The 16,566-nt window shown below is 69.5% G+C and carries 11 protein-coding genes and 2 pseudogenes; 2 read left to right on the forward strand and 11 right to left on the reverse strand.

Annotation, left to right across the window (positions count from 1 at the left end):
* Positions 1 to 75: 75 nt before the first annotated feature.
* Positions 76 to 1,698, reverse strand: coding sequence for a hypothetical protein (locus AC1UKG_RS09545; RefSeq protein WP_018813754.1), 1,623 nt, complete (start codon positions 1,696 to 1,698; stop codon positions 76 to 78).
* 108 nt (positions 1,699 to 1,806) lie between these two features.
* Between AC1UKG_RS09545 and mptB the strand changes: the two are divergent.
* Positions 1,807 to 3,291, forward strand: a pseudogene (gene mptB, locus AC1UKG_RS09550) (polyprenol phosphomannose-dependent alpha 1,6 mannosyltransferase MptB); the annotation flags it as partial.
* A gap of 10 nt (positions 3,292 to 3,301) precedes the next feature.
* Here mptB and glnA read toward each other — a convergent pair.
* Positions 3,302 to 4,726, reverse strand: coding sequence for a type I glutamate--ammonia ligase (glnA, locus tag AC1UKG_RS09555; protein WP_018742934.1), 1,425 nt, complete (start codon positions 4,724 to 4,726; stop codon positions 3,302 to 3,304).
* 261 nt (positions 4,727 to 4,987) lie between these two features.
* On the opposite strand from glnA, the gene AC1UKG_RS09560 reads away from it, so the two are divergent.
* Complete coding sequence (locus tag AC1UKG_RS09560; RefSeq protein ID WP_018742933.1) at positions 4,988 to 5,383, forward strand: RDD family protein; 396 nt, start codon at positions 4,988 to 4,990, stop codon at positions 5,381 to 5,383.
* 43 nt (positions 5,384 to 5,426) lie between these two features.
* On the opposite strand, the gene AC1UKG_RS09565 is transcribed toward AC1UKG_RS09560, so the two are convergent.
* From AC1UKG_RS09565 to AC1UKG_RS09605, 9 genes and pseudogenes are all read right to left on the reverse strand, one after another.
* Entirely contained in the window at positions 5,427 to 6,116 is a 690-nt protein-coding gene (locus AC1UKG_RS09565) for a DUF4191 domain-containing protein (protein ID WP_018742932.1), read from the reverse strand.
* 218 nt (positions 6,117 to 6,334) lie between these two features.
* A pseudogene (locus tag AC1UKG_RS09570) lies at positions 6,335 to 6,980 on the reverse strand (hypothetical protein).
* A 7-nt stretch (positions 6,981 to 6,987) separates the two neighbouring features.
* On the reverse strand, positions 6,988 to 8,202 hold the full coding sequence (locus AC1UKG_RS09575) for a globin domain-containing protein (RefSeq protein ID WP_482641672.1): 1,215 nt from the start codon (positions 8,200 to 8,202) through the stop codon (positions 6,988 to 6,990).
* Positions 8,203 to 8,205: 3 nt separating this feature from the next.
* On the reverse strand, positions 8,206 to 9,390 hold the full coding sequence (locus AC1UKG_RS09580; RefSeq protein WP_475890495.1) for a nitric oxide synthase oxygenase: 1,185 nt from the start codon (positions 9,388 to 9,390) through the stop codon (positions 8,206 to 8,208).
* Positions 9,391 to 9,853: 463 nt separating this feature from the next.
* The gene (locus AC1UKG_RS09585; protein WP_018742928.1) at positions 9,854 to 11,464 is read right to left on the reverse strand and encodes a hypothetical protein; all 1,611 of its coding nucleotides are present in this window, start codon (positions 11,462 to 11,464) and stop codon (positions 9,854 to 9,856) included.
* A gap of 263 nt (positions 11,465 to 11,727) precedes the next feature.
* Complete coding sequence (gene lipA / locus AC1UKG_RS09590; RefSeq protein WP_018813748.1) at positions 11,728 to 12,777, reverse strand: lipoyl synthase; 1,050 nt, start codon at positions 12,775 to 12,777, stop codon at positions 11,728 to 11,730.
* Positions 12,778 to 12,884: 107 nt separating this feature from the next.
* The gene (lipB, locus tag AC1UKG_RS09595) at positions 12,885 to 13,526 is read right to left on the reverse strand and encodes a lipoyl(octanoyl) transferase LipB (protein WP_482643196.1); all 642 of its coding nucleotides are present in this window, start codon (positions 13,524 to 13,526) and stop codon (positions 12,885 to 12,887) included.
* A gap of 73 nt (positions 13,527 to 13,599) precedes the next feature.
* On the reverse strand, positions 13,600 to 15,420 hold the full coding sequence (locus AC1UKG_RS09600) for a DUF6311 domain-containing protein (RefSeq protein WP_482641671.1): 1,821 nt from the start codon (positions 15,418 to 15,420) through the stop codon (positions 13,600 to 13,602).
* A 114-nt stretch (positions 15,421 to 15,534) separates the two neighbouring features.
* Positions 15,535 to 16,446 (reverse strand): TIGR01777 family oxidoreductase, encoded by a 912-nt coding sequence (locus AC1UKG_RS09605; RefSeq protein WP_482641670.1) that lies wholly within the window; start codon positions 16,444 to 16,446, stop codon positions 15,535 to 15,537.
* Positions 16,447 to 16,566: the final 120 nt, after the last annotated feature.

The raw sequence follows: 16,566 nt of genomic DNA on the forward strand, positions 1-16,566 counted from the left end.
GACGGCCCCGGGCGCGCCGGGACGCAGCAGACCCGACGGCCTCGCCGTCAGCGGGGCGGCGAGCGGCGGCTCTCCTCAGCTGCCGAGTGTCCACACCCCGGCGCGCGGGACGGTGACAGCGGTCCACTCGCCGGCTGCCGTGACGGTGCCGCCGGTGGCAGTCAACCAGCGGCTGTGTCGGACGCGTACCGGGACCGTGGCGGGCCCGTCGGTCCGGAACGTCACGGTCGCGCCGTCGGCCCGCAGGAATGTGCCGGGGGCGCCAACCAGGGGTGTCGGCTCGGCCACCGCCCAGACCCGCCAACGCGGGTCGGACCACACCTCGCGCAGATAGGGCAGGCCGTCGCGGACCAACTCCGCCTCGGCCCGACCGACCCAGGACAGTGGCGCGTCGGGTACGGCCACGAACTGCACCGCGTTTGCCAGCAGCCAGTCGTGGTAGGTCTGGGCGGTCAGCGGAACCGCGGTGCCGGTGGCACCCGGGACCGTGGTGAAGAAGAGCGGATTGCGGTCGATGTCCGCCTGCCGCAGCCAGCCCCGCGCCAGCGGGACCTCGCCCAGCGCCGCCGACTCCCGATAGGTGCGGGTCGGTGGGATCTCCACCCGCCCGGTGAGCTGTCGGGTGGCGAGGAAGTCGCGCAGGGGCGCGAAGTAGGCGGGGCGGGCCGCCGGATCGGTGGTACTGCGCAGGTCCGCCGGGACAACCGGCGGCTGCCACCAGAACACGGCGGCGAGGAGGACGAGCAGGGTGAGCCCGCCGCTGACCCGTCGTCTGCGCCCGGTGCCGCCGGGGGGAACGGGTCGGGCCGGCCAACGGAGGTGAGTTCCCTCGCCGGTGTGCCGCGGCGACCAGCGGCCGTTGCCGACGGTTGCGGCGCCGGCCAGCAGGGGGAGCGCGAACATCACCGACAGGCGGGTCGCGTTCAGGCCGACCGGGGTGTGCAGCAGCGCCGCCGCGAGCACCCCGGCCGCGGCGAGCAGCGCGCCGATCCGCACCGGCCGGTACGCCACCAGCACCGCCACCAGCAGGCTGCTCCCCACCGCCCGCACGGTGTCGGTGCGGCTGATGTTCATCCAGCCGCCGTCGCCGAAGAGTAGGGCGGTGAACCCGAGCGGCAGTGCTGCCGCCAGCCCCAGGGCGAGGCCGTCAACGTAGCGGCGCCCGAGCAGTAGCGCGGCACCGGCGAGCCCGACGAAGAGCCCGGCCACCGGGCTGGTCGCGGCGGCCAGCAGCGCTCCCGCCGTGGCCAGCACGAGTCGTTGTCGGCCGGCCGGCAGCGTGAGTGCGAGGAGGGCGGCGAGGCCGAAGGCCACCCCGAGCCCGTACGTGACCCGGCCGGCGACCAGGTTGCCGGCGAGGGTGACCACCCCCACCAGAGCGCCGGTCAACGGCCGGGGTACGTCAACCCGGCACAGCAGGGCAGCGAAGGCGACGGTCGACGCCACCAGCGCGAGCACCCCCGTCACCCGGACGCCGAGCAGCGCCATCACCGGCTGGGAGAGCAGACTGTAGCCGAACTGGTTGACCCCGCCGTACCACCGTAGGTCGACCGGGGTGGCGCCGTGGGCGGCGAAGAAATCGGCGCGCGCCACCTGGGCGGCGAGATCCGAGCCCATCGGCGGCAGCAGCAGGTATGTCCCGCCGAGCACCACGGCCAACGTGGTGGCTGTCGCCACCACCGTCCGTGTGCCCCGCATGCTTACCTCCGTGTCCGCGCCCACGGTACTGGCAGCATGTTCTTCCGTGCCTATCCACCTCGTCGGCGGGACCGGCGCGACGACCCGCCCCACTGTCGGGGTGCCCCGGTGACCGGCGCAGACGTGCCCCGGCGTGGGGCCGTGCGGCCATCGGTCCGGGCGGGAACGGTTCGCTACGTCGGTCTCGTCGGTGCGGTGCTGCTGGCCGTCGCCGGGTACGTCGGGGGAGCGCTGCCCGGTGCGACCCTCGAGCGGGTGTGGCACGCCGGCGATGGTCCGTTGACCGTCCTGCTCTGGCTGGTCGGCACCGGCCTGCTGACCGGTGCGTGGTGGGTGCTGCGGCACGGCACGCCGTCCACCGGGTGGGCGTACCGCACTGCCGGGCTGTGGTCGGTGCCGCTGCTCGTCGCGCCGCCGCTGGGTAGCCGGGATGTCTACTCGTACGCCTGCCAGGGCTGGATGTACGGGCAGGGCGTCGACCCGTACGCGGTCGGGGTGGCGGCGGCGGGCTGTCCCTGGGTGGAAGCGGTCGCGCCGATCTGGCGGGACACTCCCGCGCCGTACGGGCCGGGCTTTCTGTTGCTCGCCGCGCTGGCGGTGGCGCTCGGTGGTGGGTTGGTCGGCGTGGTGGTGGTCTTGCGGCTGATCGCGGTGGCCGGGGTGCTGCTCGTCGCGGTGTGTCTGCTCGGGTTGGCGCGGGCGGCGGGGGTGCCGACTCGGCGGGCGGCCTGGCTGGCGCTGGCTTGCCCGTTGGTAGGGGTGCATCTGGTGGCGGGCGCGCACAACGACGCGGTGATGCTCGGGCTGCTGCTGCTCGGCCTGCTGGTGGTGGTGCGGTTCCCGGGTCGACCGTGGCCGCTGTTGGTGGCGGGGGCGCTGCTCGGGCTGGCGGTGGGGGTGAAGGCGACCGCTGTGGTGGTGCTGCCGTTCGCGGCGCTCGCCGCGGTGCTCGGTCGGTTCACCGTGCGGTCGGTGCTGCGCGATGGCGGCTGGCTGGCCATGGGCACTCTGATCGCCTTGGGGGGTGTGTCGGTGCTCTCCGGCCTCGGCCTGGGCTGGGTGAGCGGGTTGCGCCGCAGCGGCGACCTGGAGCAGTGGACATCGCCACCCACGGCGGTCGGCATGGTCCTGGACTACGCCAGTGAGTTCTTTGGCGGGAGTCCCGTGGCGGTGCCGGTGGTCCGGGCGTTGGCGTTGGCGTTGCTGGTGTTGGTCCTGGCGGTGCTGTGGTGGCGGGCCTGGGCGGCGCTGCGCGCGCTGAATGACGTCCGGCGGCGGGTGATCCGCCTGGAGGCGGCTCGGCCCCGGGTGGCTCTGCTCGGTGCCGGTGTGGCGCTGGTCGCCACGGTGGTGCTCGCACCCGTCTTCCACCCCTGGTATGCGACCTGGCCGTTGGTCCTGCTCGCGGTGGCCGCGACGCGGACGACCTGGTTCGTGCTGCCCTGCGCGGCGGCGACCTTTCTCACGTTGCCGGACGGCACCAACCTGGCCCGGCTGGTGAAGGCTCCGGGGGCTCTGGTGATGACCGGGTTGGTGGTGGTGGCTGCCGTGTGGGGGGTACCGCGGTGGTGGCGGTCTCGGGTCGGCCGGTCGCTGCAGGGTCTCAGCAGTCGAAGTACATCGCGAACTCGTGCGGGGTCGGGCGCAGTCGCACCGGGTCGACCTCGTTGGTCCGCTTCCAGTCGATCCAGGTGGAGATCAGGTCCGGCGTGAAGACGCCGCCGTCGAGCAGGTAGTCGTGGTCGGCCTCGAGGGAGTCGAGCACCGCCGGCAGTGAGCCCGGCACCTGCTTGACATCGCCCCACTCCTCCGGCGGCAGGTCGTACAGATCCTTGTCGATCGGATTCGGCGGCTCGGTCTTGTTCTTGATGCCGTCGAGGCCGGCCATCAGCATCGCTGAGAAGGCCAGGTAGACGTTGGCCGACGGGTCCGGCACGCGGAACTCGACCCGCTTGGCCTTCGGGTTGCTCCCGGTGACCGGGATGCGGGTGCAGGCGGAGCGGTTGCGCTGCGAGTAGACCAGGTTGACCGGCGCCTCGAAGCCCGGCACCAGCCGGCGGTACGAGTTCACCGTCGGGTTGGTGAAGGCCAGCAGCGACGGTGCGTGCTGCAGCAGGCCGCCGATGTACCAGCGCGCGGTGTCGGAGAGGCCGGCGTAGCCGGTCTCGTCGTAGAAGAGCGGATCACCGTTCAACCACAGGCTCTGGTGGGTGTGCATGCCCGAACCGTTGTCACCGAAGAGCGGCTTCGGCATGAAGGTGGCGGTCTTGCCGTTGACCCAGGTCTCGTTCTTCACGATGTACTTGAAGAGCTGGAGCTGGTCCGCGGCGTGCAGCAGGGTCGAGAACTTGTAGTTGATCTCAGCCTGGCCGGCGGTGCCGACCTCGTGGTGCGAGCGCTCCACGGTGTAGCCGGCGTCGATCAGCCGACGGACGATCTTGTCGCGGAGGTCGGCGTAGTGGTCAACCGGCGGCACCGGGAAGTAGCCGCCCTTGTACGCGGTCTTGTAGCCGCGGTTGCCACCCTCCTCGTCGCGGCCGGTGTTCCACCAGCCTTCGACCGAGTCGATGTAGTAGTACGACTGGTGCGCCGAGGTCTCGTGGCGGATCGAGTCGAAGATGTAGAACTCGGCCTCCGCGCCGAAGTAGGCGGTGTCGGCGATGCCGCTGGCCGCCAGGTAGGCCTCGGCCTTCTTCGCCACGTTCCGGGGGTCGCGGGAGTAGGCCTCGCGGGTGAACGGGTCGTGGATGAAGAAGTTGAGCGCGAGGGTCTTCTGCGCGCGGAAGGGGTCGATAAACGCGGTGGCGACGTCCGGGAGTAGGAGCATGTCCGACTCGTGGATCGCCTGGAAACCGCGGATGGACGACCCGTCGAATGCGAGGCCGTCGGTGAGGAGCTCATCGTCAACCGACTCGGCGGGCAGGTTGAAGTGCTGCATCACGCCGGGCAGATCACAGAAACGTACGTCGACGAACTTCACGTCCTCGTTCTTGAGGTAACGCAGGAGTTCCTCGGGATTGGCGAACACTCGTCCTCCTGGCTCGTCCACTGAAGTGGTTAGGCTGCTGGCGACGCTATGGCCGGGCGGTTGCCCGGCCATGTCTTCAATGTTTCTGCCGTGTTACGTCCCCTGCCGGGGCACCACAAGCCTTCGCTGCCGGGAGCGGTCGGTCCTGGTGCTCCCGGGAGGGGTCAGTGTGCCAGTGTAGTGAAACTTGCGACGCTTGGTCCCTTTTTGTGATGCAGGTCGGCGAGTAGTCGTCTGCGGCACTGACTACCCTTGGGCGCTGTGACGACCTCGGCTGACCAGCCCGTACCGCCCCGTTCCCGCGTCTCCGCCAGCCGGGGCCTCGGCCCACGTTTCGGTGCTTTGGTGATCGACTGGGTGCTCTGCGTACTGGTTGCCAGTATCTTCGCCGATCCGGTCCACGACGGGTGGGCCCCGGTGCTCGTGCTCGTCGCCGAGTACGGCTTCTTCATCGGTCTCTTCGCCCAGACCCCCGGGATGTACCTCACCCGGATCCGCTGTGTCGACTGGACCAGCGGTGGTCGGCTCGGGGTGCTCCGCGCGTTGCTCCGCGGCGGCATGCTCGCGCTCGTGATACCTGCCCTGATCATGGATGCCGACCGCCGTGGCCTGCATGACCGCGCGGCGGGCTCGGTCGTCACCCCCGTCGTCCGCTGACCCGGCTCGGGATCAGCGGACGCTGCGCCGCGGTTGCCGCAGGTTAGCGACCGCGGGCCTGGCGGAAGGCGCCCTTCGGGGGACGCATGTTCTTCGGGATGGCGCCCTTGGGTAGCTGTGGCCGGGCACTGAGCGCCTTGAGTCGCTTGTCCAGCGCGTTGACATCCCGGCCAGTGAGCTTGCGCGGCAACCGCATCAGCGTCATCCGCAGCTTGCGGACCGGCAACTCGCCCTCCTCCTGGCCGATCACATAGTCGTAGAGCGGCGCCGAGCCGATCACCTTGGCCAACCGACGCTTCTCCTGGCCGAGCAGGCTGCGCACCCGCTGTGGGTTCCCCTCAGCCAGCAGGATCACTCCCGAACGGCCGATGACCAGGTGCACCATGTCCATCTGCGTGGTCGAGCTCACTGCCGGGGTGACCCGCCAGTCGCCGCGCATGTTCTCGATGATCTGCGTGGCCGCGCCCGGCTGACCCTCAGCGGCGTTCATCATCGCCCGGTTGGAGCGCAGGTTGAGCACGATCAGCAGGGAGAGCAGCGTCAACAGGATGCCCAGCGGGATCCAGAGCCAGCCCCACACGAAGAACGCCACCACGGTCAGGGCGAGTGGAATGACCACCGCGGCGAAGGCCAGGGGCGCGAACCACCGGTCCTGCTTGGCGGTGAACCGAAACACCATCCCGATCTGCTTCAGCCGTTGGCCGAACGAGACCTTCTCCTGGGGCTTTGCCATGCCCTCGAGTCTAGTGGGCGGCGAATCTCTCGCTGCTTGGCGGCCGGCATCGGCCGCTGTCCGGGTCCCACCTGCAGCCTTCCCGGGGCCGCGACTGCCGGCCGACGGAACCTGGTGCGTTTCTCAGCGGCTGGCGCGGGCGGCTGATCACCGCCTCCTGGCACTCCACCAGTGTTGCACCCAGGGCGTCGAGTGGCGGCGCCATTACGAATCCGTTCTTACTGCTCCTTGGTGGTTTGTTCCATATTGTCACTGACCGCCCCGAGGGCCTGTGCGCTGGTCCGCAACTGCTCCGCCTGGTCAGAAAGCCGCGACTGCCACTGGGAAAGGTTTTGGTGTGCATTCCAGGTAGCGTCAACCATTGCCTGATGCCTTGCTTGTAGGTCCTTGATTTTTTGCTCGAGTTCAGCGACCCGGGAGCCATGGTGAGAGGTGGCTCGACTGGCCTGCTGGTGGGCGAGGGTGAGGATGTCCTCCGCCTGGCGTCGTGCCTCGGCGAGGATCTCCGTGCCCTCCTCGTTGGCATCACTGATCGTGCGATTGGCCTCTTCCTGTACACGCATGGTCAACGCGACAGCAACTGGGTCCGCGCCCTGTGGTGCGGTGCTTGGCAGGGATCCGTGGCGGAGCATCTCGATCTGGTTGAGGAGGCTGCGAATCTCGCGCCCTCTGCGTTCCATTTCGCCACGCAACAGCGTGATCTGGTCATCGGCGAATCGAGTCACTGCCGCCACCTCGGTGGCTGAGTGCCACCACTCGCGGCGGAAGCGGCGGGTCGTCAGCAGTTTGAGGCGTTGGGTGACTTCGCCTGGTTGTGGTTGATCAGCGTCCTGCGCGGGGGGGGGGGGTATCGTCGCTGGTCATCGGCTGCCTAGGTCGAGGTGGCTGTCGGTGTGTCGGCTGAAGCTAGGAGCGGATAGACGGAGTGGTCGAATCTTTCCACCAGTAGGCGGTCGGAATCGATGCCGTTAGCATTGAGGGCGGCAATCGTTGCCCGCGTCATTGTGGGTGATCCACAGACGAGAACATCGGCGTCCTTCGAGGGGCCGATACGCAGGGCGGTGTCGGCCGCCCGGCCTACCTCGCCGTCCCAGTCCCATCCGATCTCTACGGTTGGCACGTAGCGTAGCCAGGGCGTAAAGCTGTTGGCTGTGGCGTTCATGGCTGGTGCCGACGCGGCTAGCTTCAAGAGTGCCTGATGATCATATAGGTCATCGGGGGACTTACCCCCTACTACCAGGGTGGTGGGTCGGCCGCTGCCCTGCTGGAGTTCTTCCAGAATCGCGCGCAGCGGCGCTACCCCGGTGCCACCGGCGATCAGGAGAAGCGGCCGGTGCGGCGCACGGTTGTACGCCGACAGCGCTGTCCCGGTGGGATGTCCTAATCGGAGAACTTCGCCAACGGCGACCCGTCGGACCAGGTGGGTCGAGAACCGACCCGCCGCGCGAACATGGAACTCGAGCGTCCCGTCGGGGCGGGGTGCATTGGCCGGCGAAAGGTACCGCCAGGTGCGCAGGGTGGGTACTTGCGTGGGTAGGGATTGTCCGGGCAGATAGGTGCAGAGGTAGTTCGGACGGACGGTGAGTACGCAGACATCGGAGCGGCGTCGCTCCACACCGATCACCTCAGCCTGCCAGGACGGGGGCATCAGCTGCTCCGAGGCGGCGGCGCCGGTGAGCATCAACTTGGCAACGAATTCGTATGCTGCGGCCCAGTCGGCCCGGAGGCTCGGGGTCCACTCGGATCCGACGAAGTCCGCCAGCGTTGCCAGAAGGGCCTGGCCGACCCAGATGTAGTGGCGCTCCGCCAGTGGCACCGGTCGCCCCTCCACGTCGAGTCCGTAGAACCGGCGATGATCGGCTCCCAGGTGGTGCGCGAACGCGGCGAGCGCATCGCTGTTATCAATGTTCGTAATGATGTGTCCGAGTGCGGCGAGGAGCTTGTCCTCCTGATACTGCATGTTGGTGGGAAACATGGTACGGGTTTCCGGGGCGATCACGAACAGTGTTGCGTAGAAGTGTCTCGCTGCCCTTGGGCCAGCCGCGGCGACTCGATTCCAGCTCCACCGTAGTGCGGCAACATCCACCCTTTAGCCCTCCTGCCGAGATGCAGTGTGGCGCTCGCGTAGGTTCGGTTCCGAGAAGAATGGTGCACGCGGCGCCGGCCAAAAGTTGGGGTTGGGTATCCGGGTGTCGTAGTAGCGATGGTGCACGGCGTGGAGGGCGGCCCACCCGACCGAGCCATTGATCCACGACCAGTCGCCATAGACGGGTCGTCCTGCCCGCTCTTCACCTTCGCAGAAGCGCATGAACATTTCCGACTCGTTGTTCGGAACGGAGATTCGGACGCCGGCGGCGCGAAAGCTGTGAAGTACAGCTTGATTAATGAGTAGCGCGGCATGCTCTCGCCAGAGCGAGGACTCGTCCTCGGTGTCGAGACCTAGCCCGGCGGCGACGGGCCGGAGCTGGTTGTACCGGTTGGCGTCGCACATGTTACGAGTGCCGATCTCATCGCCGAGATAGTGCCCGTTGAACGGAGCGCAGCTGTAGTTCACGCCGCCGATGCGTAAGCGCATGTTCGCGATCACCGGGAGTGCGTGCCACCGCAGCTGAAGGTCTGCGAACCAGGCGTGACCGGGGTGGGTCAGCGCTACTTCTCGTACCAGGTGACGCGGAGGGTCCACAAGTGTGGGTTCCTCGGTCGCAGTCTCGACGACCCAGGGAAGTAGGTCGAACCTGCCGGGGGTGGAGGGTGGCTGCCAGCCAAGCTTTACTGCCGCACTGGTCATCTCCAGCTGGGCTGGATCGCCGACTACTTCGTCATTCAGCTGCCACCCGCCGTATCGGATGAGTTGGTCGTTCCAGATGCGTGCGCGTGGTCCGGTGCGGGGGTGATCGGCGGCGAACACGGTGAGGACGGAGCGAATTCGTCCCCCGTTGTCGGCTACCCGGAGGTGCTCGGCCAATTCGCTGGAGATTCCAGCAGTGGTGGTAACCGTGCGTCGGTCCCGGACCTTGAGGCCAGCCCAGCGGACTCGGCCAATGCACCGTACCGACTGCCGCCATGCTACTTTCGCGCCGTAGGCCAGCTCGTCTGGTGTCTGCCAGTAGGTGCCGGTGGCGGTGATCTCGCCGAGAATGGCGGCGATGCGGTCGGCAACGCGCGGCATCTTCCGCTCTTCATAGTAGGCCGAGATGAACTCAACTGCCTCGCTTGAAGGGTCCTCGGCGGCTTCGGCTGAGGGTGTGCTGGTCTGGCTTGTAGGGCTGCCCACCGGGCGGTATCCGTTGGCGGCGCTGCCGATGGCCACTGATCTCCTTATTTCCTGTTGATTGGGCAGGGAGCAGCGCTACGTGTGGTTCTTCTGGCTTCGCTAAATCTGCCCTCCGGGGCCTTCGTCCCTCGATCACGATCGTGTGATCGGCTGCAGCACCAGAGTTCCTGGGGATTACGTGTATGTCAATAGGTGAATTCTTTGCTATCGGGTCAGCGGCCGGAATGCCGGCCGCTGACCTGTGGCTTTGGTGCTGCGCGGATGCGGAGACGCCGGCTGTTGCCGGGTGAAGATGACTAGGCTCGTTCCTTAGCCCTAACGTTGACGGACTCGGGCGGAAGCGAGTCGTTCGGGTGCCGCTGGCCGATTCTGCGGCCGGCTTATTCTAGGGCATATCGGATTCGCGTGGAGGATCAGCGTAGGCACCCGGGGCTCGAGGGGCGAAGGTCGATGCGATGTGGCTTCACTCGCGAGAAAGGAAGAGGTGCCAGCCGGGGATGTGGTGCAGCGTGAGGGCACCACCGCGCACCTGCTCGTGCAGGCGGGCAGCCAGCGGCGAACCGGCTGGTGCGACCCAGGTGGGGCTGGCGGCGGCGGCGACCGCCCGTCGGTAGGCCGGGTAGCGGTCGTGGCCCGGACTCAGATCGTCGTTCACGACGGCGCAAACGATCTCCTCCGCACTGGCGAAGGTGAGGCGATTGCAGGTCCAGTAGCCGCCGTACACATGCCGCACGTCCAGCGCCCGCAGGGTCGCCACCAACTCGGCGTGCTGGGCCTGATCGGCCCGGTAGGCAGGTACGGTGGCGATCGTTGCCCCGGTGCCGACAGCAGTGGTCGCCAACGTCCCGGCGAGCACCCCGATCGCGGCGGCGCGAGCCGGACCCGGTGGTCCTGGCGACCGCCGTCGGGCCGCGCGCCACGCCGGCCAGAGCAGCACCGGTACGGAGATGAGCAGGCAGGACAGATAGCGGGAGCTCTCCACCGGGCTGCGTCCGGCGGCGCTGCTGGTCGCAAAACTGGCCAGCGTCACCACCGCCGCCGCGACCAGGGCGAGGGAGAGAGCCGCCGCCGTCGCGTCGGTGAGCGGAGGGCGGCCGTTCGGGGCGGACGTGGCCCGTCGGTATCCCCGGAGCTGCCGCCACGCGATCACGGCGGCGGCGAGCACGAGTAGCGGCAGGGCGACGGACCACCAGAGCTGCCAACGCGCACAGGCGCTGGGGGAGCAGAAGCCCATGCCCAGCGCCGGGCCGAGCACCAGCCCTCCGTACAGCCGCTGCGCCCAACTGGTCGACTCCCCGGCGCCGCTGGCGGCGAGCACCGCGGTCAACGGGCTACGTTCCGTGACGAAGCTGTCCAGCAACAGCGGTGCCGCCCCGACCAGTGCGCCGACGCCGAGTAGCGCGCCAGCCCGTCCCCATAGCTCCCGCCACCGGAACGCCAGCAGCACCACCCCGGTGCCGATCACGTACGGCAGGACCAGGGGATCCACCCAGGCCATCAGCCCGGCGAGGAACCCCCATCCGGTCCAGCGGGCCGCCCGGTAGCCCTGCTGGCGGGCCGTCAGGTCGTACGCGAGTAGTGCGAGCGCCACCCCGGCGGCGTTCATCTCCGGGTACCCGCCTCCGGCGATCAGCTGGTTCTTCACGATTCGGTCGGACCCGTACGCGAGCACCACGGTGACCAGGAGCGCGTACCAGTGGTCCCCGGTGAGGCGGAGCGTGAGCCGCCAGGCCAGGAGGGCGAAGACGGCGTACAGGGCCAGGGTGGGGAGACGTAACGCCAGCGTTGACGGGCCGGTGAGCGCGACCAGCGGTGCCGCCAGGTACGCCTCCAGCGTCCCCATGTACGCCTGGCCGTAGAACCAGATCGGAAATTCCTGCCCCTGCCCGATATGCAGGGCGGCGAGCCCCATCGTCGCCTCGTCGCTGTTTGTGGGGGGCGTGTCGGTCAGCAGCAGGAGGAGGCGGTAGCCCACGCCGGCGACGAGAGCCGTGCCGGCGAGCATGGTGGGCAGTCGGGGCCGGCCGGCGACCGGCAATGTGACCGGGTGCCGCTCGCCGGCATCAATGGCCATGTGCGGATCATGGCATTTGTCCGACTTTAGGTTATGTGTTCCAGGTTGGCGTCACCTGATGGGGTGACCTTCGGCCGAATGCCGGTGGCGGCGCCGAATCGTGGAAGCTGCCACGTGGGAGTTCAGGCCGGCCTACCCGTCGAGCCACAATGGCCCGGGCTTGCGGTGATCAGGTGGCCGACCGGCTGCGACGGCTGGGTCATTGACCGGATCCGGGAGTCGCCTGGCGGCCCGAGCAGGCGCGCAGCCGCCCCGGGAGCCGGTCAGCTGACGACGTCGATCGGGGCGTCGCCACGGGCCGCGAGGGCCTGCCGGTAGAGGCGGCCGGCGCGGTACGACGAGCGGACCAGTGGGCCGCTCATCACGCCGGCGTAACCGATCTCCTCGGCCTCCTTCTGGAGCTCGATGAACTCCTCCGGCTTGACCCAGCGTTCGACGGGGTGGTGGCGGGGGGAGGGGCGCAGATACTGCGTGATGGTGATCAGCTCGCAGCCCGCCTCGTGTAGGTCCCGGAGGGCTTGGGAGATCTCGGCGCGCTCTTCGCCCATGCCGAGGATCAGGTTGCTCTTGGTGACCAGGCCGGCCGCGCGGGCCTGCCGGATCACGTCCAGGGACCGCTCGTAGCGGAACGCCGGCCGGATCCGCTTGAAGATCCGCGGCACCGTCTCGACGTTGTGTCCGAGCACCTCCGGCCGGGCTCCGAAGACCTCGGCGAGCTGCTCGGGGACGGCGTTGAAGTCGGGAATCAACAGCTCGACACCGCAGCCCGGCCGGAGGGCGTGAATCTGCCGGACGGTCTCCGCGTAGAGCCAGGCGCCGCCGTCGGGGAGGTCATCGCGGGCGACTCCGGTGATGGTCGCGTAGCGCAGCCCCATCGAGACCACCGACTCGCCGACGCGGCGCGGCTCGTCGGCGTCGAACTCGGCCGGCTTGCCGGTGTCGATCTGGCAGAAGTCGCAGCGGCGGGTGCACTGGTCACCGCCGATGAGGAAGGTGGCCTCCCGGTCCTCCCAGCATTCGTAAATGTTCGGACAGCCGGCTTCCTGACAGACGGTGTGCAACCCCTCCCGCGTGACGAGCCCGCGCAGCTGGGTGTACTCCGGGCCCATCTTGGCCTTGACCTTGATCCACGGTGGCTTCCGCTCGATCGGCGTCTCAGCGTTGCGCGCCTCGATCCGCAGGAGGCGCCGCCCCTCGGGAGCGGGCGTCGCGGTACGCGCTGCCTGACCGGTCATCGGCGCGGAGTGCTCGATCGTCACGAAGTCGAGCCTACGCCCGTCGCCCACCGTCGATGCACGTTGGGCGACGGGCATCACGCCGTTGGTGCGGTGACTCCGGACACCGTGGCGCCGCGCCGCCGTGGGGTTGAGGAGCTGTGCTGCGGATCATTCACCCGCCGTGCCCGGTGGATCGCGGTGGCTCAGGGCTCGATGAGGGTGGGTAGGTGCCGCTCGACCACCGGCAGGGCGTCCGCCACGGTCACCGGCCGGCCCAACTCGGCGGCGAGCGAGGTCACCCCGGCGTCGCTGATGCCGCACGGCACGATCCGGTTGTAGTACGTCAGGTCGCAGTCACAGTTCAGCGAGAAGCCGTGCAGGGTGACTCCGCGGGCGACGCGGATGCCGATGGCGGCGACCTTGCGCGCGGGCCCGCGGTCATCCGCCGGCACCCAGACCCCGCTCCGCCCCTCGATCCGGCCGGCCGTCAGCCCGAATTCGGCACAGACATCGATCAGCATCTGCTCGACCCGGCGCACGTACGCGACGACGTCGACCGGGTTGGGCAGGCGCAGGATCGGATAGCCGACGAGCTGGCCCGGACCATGCCAGGTGATTTTGCCGCCCCGGTCAACGTCGATGACCGGCGTGCCGTCCATCGGTCGGTCCCACGGCTCGGTGCGTTTGCCCGCGGTGTAGACGCTGGGGTGCTCCAACAGCAGCACCGCGTCGCCACCCCCGTCGGTGATCACCGATTCGTGCAGCCGGCGCTGCTCCTCCCACGCGGCCTCATAGTCGAGAAGGCCGGCGCGGACAATGGTCAGGTCCGGGGTAGTCGTGCTCACGGGACCAGCCTAGTCCCGTACCCGCCGGTCACCTCGGCTCGTGATCCGACTCACCGGTACCCCGCCTCGCGGCTCAGCCGGGCGGGATCCGCCAGACCCAGACGTCCTCGACGCGCTTCGGCTCACCGAACAGCTCGGTGGCGGTCTGCAGGAGCGCCTCCTCATCGACGGCCCACTTCGCCCCGTGCACCTGGTCCGGGAGCACCACCGTCTCGATCTGCCAGTGCCGCAGGTCGGCTTCGACATCGGCCCGAGTGCCCTCGGTGACGAGCGGCACCACACCCAGGCGGGCGGCCTCGTCGAGGATGGCGCTCAGTGGCCGGGGCACCGGACCGATCCGGCCGCGCCCGTCCGGACCGCCCGGGCCGAGGAAGAACCCGGCCGGGATCCGGAACTCGCCCTGCCGGTCCGCGAGAACGTGCGCCTGCCACCGCTGCCCGTCCGGGTACACATCCACGGCCAGCGGGATCGGCGTGAGGACCCCGCCCGGTGAGACGTAGTCCCGCCAGGTGCCGGAGGTGAAGAAGCGCGGGATCGGCTCCCGCTCGATGGTGATCAGCGGGGTCGGCGTCAGCGGAACCAGCGCCACGGCGAACGCCGCCAGCCAGGCGAGGCGGGCTGGCCGGGAGCGCGGTGGTTCGGCCCGGAGCGCATCCACCGTGTACGCGAGCAGCACCCCGATCACCGGCGCCACGACCAGCGCCAACCGGGCGGGCAGCGCGGCGTTCACCACCGGTAGGTGAGCCAACAGGTCGAAGGGCATCGGCAGGTCGAAGTCGCGGCCGGCGAACCTGGCCTGCGGCCCGAATGACAGTACGGTGAAGACCACCGCGACCGCCCCGAGTGCCCAGAGTGTGGCCCGTTGGGGGGCCTGCTGGACGCGCCGCCACAGCAGCACGAAGCCGGCGATGCTGAGCAGCAGCAGCGGTAGCCCGAAGAACGAGTTCTCCTCGGTGGGGTTCGGGGCGAGGCCGGTCCGGAGCCCGACCTCGCCGGCGATCGAGCGCCGAGGGTACGCGCCGTACGCGGCGATGTTCTCGGAGTGGATCACCGCGTCGAAGCCGGTGCCGTCGAAGCGTTGTGGGCCGGCGAAGTGCAGCCACAGCGGGTACGCCAGCAGCACCCCCGCCACCAGCGCGGTTACCGCGAGCCCGCCGAGGAAGCCCGGCAGCACCGCGCGCGTCTCGGCGCGGCTGGCCGGATGCAGCGCCCAGACGGCGAGGAAGAGGCCGAGGGCGATCGCGGTGAAGAAGAGCCCTTCGGCGGCGATGGAGAACGCCACCGCGACCAGCACACCGAGGATGACGCCGTCACGGACCCGGTGCCCGCTCCGGCGTAGCGCGAAGACGCGCCAGATCAGCAGCGGCACCAACCAGCCGGCGGTCCAGTTCAGGTGGGCGTTGGCGTGCGAGACCATGCCGGGGGAGAAGCCGATGAAGAGGCCACCCAGCCCGGCGGCGAGCGGGCTGCGGGCGAACTGGCGGTTGAGCAGCCAGTACCAGGCGATCGCGGTGGCGGCGAGGTTGAGCGTGAGGATCACCAGGAAGGTGGCCGGCGGCCCGATCAGGTACGTCAGGGGCGCGAAGAGCGCCGCGTACACGGTGATCGACGTGTTGACCGCGAGGTTGACCCCGTCCGGAACGTTGATCATGTAGGTGAAGAGCGGGTTCTGCCCGTGGGTGAGGGAGTGCCCGCCGAAGGCCAGTAGCCATTCGAACAGGGCCTGGTCGCTGGAGTTGACCATGACTGTGCGACCGTTTGGGTCTCGCCAGAGCCCGCTGGTCACCCAGACCGCGAGGGCGAGCGCGATGAGCGCCACGAGCAGATCTGCCCGGCGGTTGCTGCGAACGCGGGCGGGCGGGTTCGGCGTGGACACGGACGGCGAGGTCGACACGGAGCGGACGTTACCAACCGGAGCCGGACGCGCCGGTCAGACCTGCGCGGAAGAGTTCGTTAAAGCCGGCCGCTGCTGCTGCCGCTGTCACCGCGCCCCGCACCGGCTCACCGTTCATCGGTCCGGTTCCGCCGCCAGTGCGGCGTGCAGGGCGCTGGCCAGATCCGGGTGACGGTAGGTGAACCCCGCTCGGGTCAGCGCCCCCGGTAGGACCCGAGCGCTGGTCAGCGCCTCCTGGGCGAAGCCACCGAGCGCCACCTTGAGCGCCAGCGCCGGGATCGGGATGATCGCCGGACGGTGCAGCTGCCGGGCCAGTTCCCGGGTGAACTCGGCGTTGGTCACCGGTGCTGGCCCGACCGCGTTGACCGGGCCGGTGAGCTCGGCACGGTCGATGGCGAGGGCGGCGGCGTCCAGCCAGTCCACCATCGCGATCCAGGGCAGCCACTGCCGGCCGCTGCCCAACCGGCCCGCGATGCCGAGCCGGAACGGCAGCAACTGCGGCTTGAGTAGCCCGCCCTCGCGGTGCAGCGGTAACCCGGTCCGCAGCCGGACCACGCGTACCCCGGCGTCCTCGGCCGGCCGGGTCGCGGCCTCCCACGCCCGGCAGACATCGGCCAGGAAGCCCTCGCCGGCTGCCGCCTCCTCGTCGACGGCCCGGTCGCCGGTGTTGCCGTACCACCCCACCGCCGACGAGTTGACCAGCACCTTCGGGCGGTCGGCGGCCGGCAGCCCGGCGATCGTGATGGCCAGTGTGGTGGTGGTGTCCACCCGACTGGAGCGGATGACCCGCCGGTACTCGTCGTTCCACCGGCGGTCACCGACCCCCGCACCGGCCAGGTTGACCACGGCGTCAGCCTCCGCCACCACCGCCGGGTCGAGCTGGGCCGCGGTCGGGTTCCACTGTCGTTCGTCGGCGCCGTGCGGCAGCCGGCGGACCAGCCGGGTCACGTGGTGCCCGTCCGCGCTGAGTCGGTCGGCAAGCCGGGTGCCGAGGAAGCCGGACGCGCCGGCCATCAGAATCCGCATGCCCATATTCTCGGACACGGGTGACCAATAGATGCGTGGAGTTGGTCACCTGACCGATTCGGCCGAGGTCTACCGGCAGCGGGACGGCCGCGGTCGCCGGCGGCGACGATTCGTTCCTAC

The organism is Salinispora sp. CH2A1_6 (assembly GCF_056820975.1).